Here is a 6,561-nt window from a genome sequence, read left to right as displayed (position 1 = left end):
CCCCGCACCTACCACCGGTTGGGTTGATTGGCCAAGCCCCGTTCTCACGGAGCTCTCATCCATGTGACAGAGGTCACGGAACGGTTACCCCGGGGCGATGCACGGCACCAGACCACGCGACCCGGGCGGGCATAGTGCAAGGCCCCCTTAGACGGTTGTGCGAGGTAAGGGGCGCTCTCCTGAAACGGGGCGCCCCTTTGTCATGACCGTTCGCCGGACCGCTCTCACGCCGTCCACCGGACCACTTGACTAGTTAGTGATCACCAGCGTCGCCGGATTCATGGCGGCCCTCGACAACCTCGTCGTGACCACCGCCCTGCCCTCCATCCGCGAGGACCTCGGCGGAGGTCTGCACGACCTGGAATGGACGGTCAGTGCCTACACGCTCACCTTCGCCGTCCTTCTGATGTTCGGCGCGGCCCTCGGCGACCGCTTCGGCCGCCGCCGGCTCTTCGTCGCCGGGCTCGCCGTCTTCACCGGCGCCTCCGCCGCGGCGGCCATGGCGCCCGGCATCGACTCACTCATCGCCGCCCGCGCGGTCCAGGGCGCCGGCGCGGCGGTCATGATGCCGCTCACGCTCACCCTGCTGACCGCCGCGGTGCCCGCTGCCAAGCGCGGCATGGCCTACGGCATCTGGGGCGCTGTCAACGGCCTCGCCGTCGCCTCCGGACCGCTGGTCGGCGGCACCCTCACCGAGCACATCTCCTGGCAGTGGATCTTCTGGCTGAACGTCCCGCTGGGCCTGGCCCTGCTGCCCCTCGCCCGGCTGCGCCTCGCCGAGTCCCACGGCACCGGAGCCCCACTCGACATCCCCGGCACCCTGCTCGCCAGTGGCGGCCTCTTCGGCATCGTCTACGGCCTGGTCCGCGGCCCCGTCGACGGCTGGACCAGCCCCCTGGTGCTGACCGGCCTGTTCGCGGGCACCGCGCTGCTCGGCGGCTTCGTGCACCACGGCATCCACGACAAGAACCCGATGCTCCCGATGCGGCTCTTCCGCTCCCGGGCCTTCACCGGCATCAACGTCGCGAGCCTGCTGATGTTCCTCGGGATGTTCGGGTCGATCTTCCTGCTCAGCCAGTACATGCAGGGCGTCCTCGGCTACTCGCCCACCGAGGCGGGCCTGCGCATGCTCCCCTGGACGGGCATGCCCATGCTCGTCGCACCGATCGCCGGCATCCTCGCCGACCGCATGGGCGGCCGTCCGGTCGTCGCCGCGGGCCTCTTCCTCCAGGCCCTGGGCCTCGGCTACATGTCGGTCGTGGCCACGGCGGACGCCTCCTACGTCGCCCAGCTGCCCGCCCTCGTCATCAGCGGCATCGGCATGGCCCTGTTCTTCGCCCCCGCCTCGCACCTGGTGATGTCCAGCGTCCGGCCGCAGGAGCAGGGCACCGCCTCCGGCGCCAACAACGCCCTGCGCGAGGTGGGCGGAGCGCTCGGCATCGCCGTCATGGGGTCGATCTTCGCGGCCCAGGGCAGCTACGAGACCGGCCAGACCTTCGTCGACGGCATGCGGCCCGCGCTGGTCACGGGCTCCGCGGTGGTCGCCCTGGCGGGCATCTCGGCCCTGCTGATCCCGACCCGCCGGCACACCGAGCGGCAGGCCGCCCCGGCCGAACCGGCCCTCGTACCGGAGACGGCCACGAACTGACCCCCCCCCGAAAACCACGAAGAGGAGAAGCGGCCATGCCCACCCTTCCCTGGACCGTCCCGAACACCCCGCCCCGCGACACCGAGGTGCACGTCTTCGCCTCCCGCTTCGAGACCCGCACCCTGTGGGGAGCGCTGAAGTTCCTCGCCGGTACGTCCGCCGTCTGGCGTCAGGTACGCCGGAGCCCCGGCGCCTACGGAGCGACCCTGAAGGCGAAGCCCCTCAAACGGACCTTCTGGACCCTGTCGGCCTGGGAGTCCGAGGACGCCCTCCACGCCTTCGTCCGAACGGGCGCCCACGGGCCCGCCTCCCGGGGACTCGCCCCGCAGATGAGGGACGCGACCTTCACCACATGGCGGGTGAGCAGCGACGACCTGCCGCTCTCCCGGCCCGAGGCGCTCCGCCGCCTGCCCTGAGAACCACCAGGCGCGCGTGCGGCCCGTTTCGCCATGCGGAAGGGGCCGCACAGGCGTACCCGGTGCCGTCAGTGCCGTCTCGTACTCTTGAGCCCGTGCAGGAACTCCACGACGCGCCCCTCGCCCCGCTGACCACCTTCCGGCTGGGCGGCCCCGCGACCCGGCTGATCACCGCGACGACGGACGACGAGGTGATCGCTGTCGTCCGCGAAGCCGACGAGGCGGGCACCCCGCTGCTGCTCATCGGCGGCGGCTCCAACCTGGTCATCGGCGACAAGGGCTTCGAGGGCACCGCCCTCGTCATCGCCACCCAGGGCTTCTCCCTCGACGGCACGAAACTGGAACTGGCCGCCGGTGAGGTCTGGACCGACGTCGTCGCCCGCACGGTCGAGGCGGGCCTGGCCGGCATCGAGTGCCTGGCCGGCATCCCCGGCTCGGCGGGCGCGACGCCCATCCAGAACGTCGGGGCGTACGGCCAGGAGGTCTCCTCGACCATCACCGAGGTGGTCGCCTACGACCGTCACACCCGCGACACGGTCACCCTGCCCAACGAGGACTGCGCCTTCTCCTACCGCCACAGCCGCTTCAAGTCCGACCCCGAGCGTTACGTGGTCCTGCGCGTCCGCTTCGCCCTGGAGGACGCCGGCGGCCTCTCCGCCCCCCTCCGGTACGCCGAGACGGCCCGCGCCCTCGGCGTGGGACCCGGCGACCGCGTCCCCCTCGCCGCTGCACGCGACACGGTGCTCAAGCTGCGCGCCGGCAAGGGCATGGTCCTGGACCCCGAGGACCACGACACCTGGTCGGCCGGCTCCTTCTTCACCAACCCGATCCTCACGGACGCGGACTTCGCGACGTTCCGCGCGCGCGTGCGGGAGCGGCTCGGCGACGGGGTGGAGCCGCCCGCGTACCCGGCCGGCGGGGGCCGCACCAAGACCTCCGCGGCCTGGCTGATCGACAAGGCCGGCTTCACCAAGGGCTACGGCGACGGCCCGGCCCGCATCTCCACGAAGCACACACTGGCGCTGACGAACCGGGGGAGCGCGACGACGGAGGATCTCCTCGCCCTGGCCCGCGAGGTGGTGGCCGGGGTCCGCGAGGCCTTCGGAATCACGCTGGTCAACGAGCCGGTGACGGTTGGAGTCAGCCTGTAGGGGCTTCCCGGCAGCTCCGCGTTTCCGGGTGCTCGGCGGTGGTGCGGGGCCGGGGGGTCCGCAGCCCGGCGGAGTGGGATGCCTCCCCCCGGGCTCTCGGCTGCGCTCGAGCAGAGGAACCACGCCCAGCCCCCTTGGCGGCACGATTGCCCGCGGCTCGGGGCCCACGACTGTGCCCTCCGGCGTCAAGCGCAAGCGCACCCACGCCCCGCGAGCCCTACGACGCCAGCCAGTCGTCCACCCCCGCCAGCAGCTTCGTCTTCACATCCTCAGGCGCCGCCGACCCCCGCACGGACTGCCGAGCCACCTCCGCCAGCTCGGCATCCGTGAACCCGTGATGCCGCCGCGCGATCTCGTACTGCGCCGCCAGACGCGACCCGAACAGCAGCGGGTCGTCCGCGCCCAGGGCCAGCGGAACCCCCGCCTCGAACAATGTCCGCAGCGGCACGTCCTCCGGCTTCTCGTACACGCCGAGCGCCACGTTCGACGCCGGGCACACCTCACACGTCACCCCCCGGTCCGCCAAGCGCTTCATCAGCCGGGGGTCCTCCGCCGCCCGCACCCCGTGCCCCACCCGGTTCGCCCCCAGGTCGTCCAGACAGTCCCGCACCGACGACGGCCCCGCCAGCTCACCCCCGTGCGGCGTCGACAACAGCCCGGCCTCCCGCGCGATCCCGAACGCCCGGTCGAAATCCCGAGCCATTCCCCGCCGCTCGTCGTTCGACAGCCCGAACCCGACGACCCCCCGGTCCGCGTACCGCACCGCCAGCCGCGCCAGCGTCCGGGCGTCCAGTGGATGCTTCATCCGGTTCGCCGCCACCAGCACCCGCATCCCGAGCCCGGTCTCCCGCGACGTGGTCTCCACCGCGTCGAGGATGACCTCCAGCGCCGGAATCAGCCCGCCCAGCATCGGCGCGTACGACGTCGGGTCGACCTGGATCTCCAGCCACCCCGACCCGTCCCGCAGATCCTCCTCCGCGGCCTCCCGCACCAGCCGCTGGATGTCCTCCGGCTCCCGAAGGCACGAGCGGGCCGCGTCGTACAGCCGCTGAAAGCGGAACCAGCCCCGCTCGTCCGTCGCCCGCAGACTCGGCGGTTCCCCGCCTACCAGCGCCTCGGTCAGCGCGTCGGGCAGTCGTACGCCGTGCTTGTCGGCCAGTTCCAGCACGGTCGAGGGCCGCATGGACCCGGTGAAGTGCAGGTGCAGATGGGCTTTCGGCAGCTCAGAGACATCACGTACACGCTCCATCCCAGGATCCTGCCGTACGCCTCAGCCGTCCCGGTAGCTGTTTCCCCTTTCGTGGTCTTGCTCGCACAAACAAATGGGGCACATACCGGAAACCGGTATGTGCCCCGTGCCCGGACGGAAGCGTCAGTCCCTGGCCTCCGCCAGCAGCTTCTGGATCCGGCTCACGCCCTCGACGAGATCCTCGTCGCCCAGCGCGTACGACAGCCGCAGATACCCCGGCGTACCGAACGCCTCACCCGGGACGACAGCCACCTCGGCCTCCTCCAGGATCAGCGCGGCCAACTCGACCGTGTCCTTGGGCCGCTTGCCCCGGATGTCCTTGCCGACCAGGGCCTTCACCGACGGGTAGGCGTAGAACGCACCCTCCGGCTCCGGGCACACCACGCCGTCGATCTCGTTCAGCATCCGCACGATGGTCTTGCGGCGCCGGTCGAACGCCTCGCGCATCTCCGCCACGGCGACCAGGTCACCGGAGACGGCGGCCAGCGCGGCGGCCTGGGCGACGTTGGACACGTTCGACGTGGCGTGCGACTGCAGGTTCGTCGCGGCCTTGACGACGTCCTTCGGACCGATGATCCACCCCACGCGCCAGCCGGTCATCGCGTACGTCTTCGCGACACCGTTGACCACGATGCACTTGTCGCGCAGCTCGGGCAGCACCGCCGGCAGCGACACGGCGGAGGCGTCGCCGTAGACGAGGTGCTCGTAGATCTCGTCGGTCAGCACCCACAGACCGTGCTCCACGGCCCAGCGGCCGATGGCCTCGGTCTCCTGCTCGCCGTAGACGGCGCCGGTGGGGTTCGACGGCGAGACGAACAGGACGACCTTCGTCTTCTCCGTACGGGCCGCCTCCAGCTGCTCGACGGTCACCCGGTAGCCGGTCGTCTCGTCGGCGACGACCTCCACCGGGACACCCCCGGCCAGCCGGATCGACTCCGGGTAGGTCGTCCAGTACGGCGCGGGCACGATGACCTCGTCGCCCGGGTCGAGGATCGCGGCGAAGGCCTGGTAGATGGCCTGCTTGCCACCGTTGGTGACGAGGATCTGCGACGCGTCGACCTCGTAGCCGGAGTCCCGCAGCGTCTTCGCGGCGATCGCGGCCTTCAGCTCGGGCAGCCCGCCGGCCGGCGTGTAGCGGTGGAACTTCGGGTTCTTGCAGGCCTCGATCGCGGCCTCGACGATGTAGTCCGGGGTCGGGAAGTCGGGCTCGCCGGCGCCGAAGCCGATCACCGGCCGCCCGGCGGCCTTGAGGGCCTTGGCCTTGGCGTCCACGGCGAGGGTGGCGGATTCGGAGATCGCGCCGACTCGGGCGGAGACCCGGCGCTCGGTGGGAGGGGTTGCAGCGCTCATGGGCCCCATCGTTCCAGACAGGAAACTCGCGCGGCACGGGGGTTTCACAGACTGAACAACCCCGGGCAAACACCTGAACACCAGTCCGGATCGGCCGCGCGGCCAGGGCGGTCTTCGACCGACGAGCCCTCCCGCGGGCCCATTCTGTTCGACGACCGGCCGCAGACCACGTACACTCTCACCTCGTTGGCCTTCAGCAGGCTGCGCCCGTTCGGTGCACACCAAGCATCCGGACGGATGCGGTACGTTGGGGGACACACAAAGGGTCGTAGCTCAATTGGTAGAGCACTGGTCTCCAAAACCAGCGGTTGGGGGTTCAAGTCCCTCCGGCCCTGCTACACACACCTTCGCCAGGATGTGTGCGCATGTACGTACAGCAATGCACCGCCGTGCGGCTCAGACCGGGCGCGGCACGGCCACGACCCGGAATCAGGTGAGGACGAGTGACGGACGCCGTGGGCTCCATCGACATGCCTGATGCCCAGGACGAGGCGCCGGAGTCCAAGAAGACCCGCAAGGGCGGCAAGCGCGGCAAGAAGGGCCCGCTGAAGCGCCTTGCCCTCTTCTACCGCCAGATCGTCGCGGAGCTGCGCAAGGTCGTCTGGCCGACCCGAAACCAGCTGTCCACGTACACGACCGTGGTGATCATCTTCGTCGTCGTCATGATCGGTCTGGTCACCGTGATTGACTATGGGCTCAGTAACGCCGCCAAGTACGTCTTCGGCTGAGCAGCCAGCGAAGAGCGCC

At 70.7% G+C, this 6,561-nt stretch carries 6 protein-coding genes and 1 tRNA gene; 5 read left to right on the top strand and 2 right to left on the bottom strand.

From position 1 onward, the window contains the following. Positions 1–256: 256 nt before the first annotated feature. From ACWD1U_RS22225 to ACWD1U_RS22215, 3 genes are all read left to right on the top strand, one after another. Entirely contained in the window at positions 257–1,648 is a 1,392-nt protein-coding gene (locus ACWD1U_RS22225) for an MFS transporter (protein ID WP_451109818.1), read from the top strand. A gap of 35 nt (positions 1,649–1,683) precedes the next feature. Then, the gene (locus ACWD1U_RS22220; protein ID WP_451109816.1) at positions 1,684–2,064 is read left to right on the top strand and encodes a DUF3291 domain-containing protein; all 381 of its coding nucleotides are present in this window, start codon (positions 1,684–1,686) and stop codon (positions 2,062–2,064) included. Positions 2,065–2,159: 95 nt separating this feature from the next. Beyond that, positions 2,160–3,215: a UDP-N-acetylmuramate dehydrogenase gene (locus tag ACWD1U_RS22215; protein WP_451109814.1), complete on the top strand. Its 1,056-nt coding sequence runs from the start codon at positions 2,160–2,162 to the stop codon at positions 3,213–3,215. Between the two features lie 217 nt (positions 3,216–3,432). Here the strand turns inward: ACWD1U_RS22215 and ACWD1U_RS22210 are convergent, their stop codons facing one another. Together ACWD1U_RS22210 and ACWD1U_RS22205 are read right to left on the bottom strand one after the other, a co-directional pair. Beyond that, on the bottom strand, positions 3,433–4,464 hold the full coding sequence (locus ACWD1U_RS22210) for an adenosine deaminase (RefSeq protein ID WP_451109812.1): 1,032 nt from the start codon (positions 4,462–4,464) through the stop codon (positions 3,433–3,435). A 123-nt stretch (positions 4,465–4,587) separates the two neighbouring features. Further along, positions 4,588–5,814 carry a pyridoxal phosphate-dependent aminotransferase gene (locus tag ACWD1U_RS22205; protein ID WP_451109810.1) on the bottom strand — a complete coding sequence of 409 codons (1,227 nt, stop codon included), beginning with the start codon at positions 5,812–5,814 and terminating at the stop codon, positions 4,588–4,590. Between the two features lie 262 nt (positions 5,815–6,076). On the opposite strand from ACWD1U_RS22205, the gene ACWD1U_RS22200 reads away from it, so the two are divergent. Further along, positions 6,077–6,149: transfer RNA gene (locus ACWD1U_RS22200), tRNA-Trp, on the top strand. A gap of 108 nt (positions 6,150–6,257) precedes the next feature. After that, positions 6,258–6,542, top strand: coding sequence for a preprotein translocase subunit SecE (gene secE / locus ACWD1U_RS22195; RefSeq protein WP_451109808.1), 285 nt, complete (start codon positions 6,258–6,260; stop codon positions 6,540–6,542). The last annotated feature ends 19 nt before the right edge of the window (positions 6,543–6,561 follow it).

It is taken from the genome of Streptomyces sp. NPDC002788 (assembly GCF_053592115.1).
The sequence above is the reverse complement of the archived record's forward strand: the minus strand, read 5'-3'. Positions and strand labels throughout refer to the sequence as shown.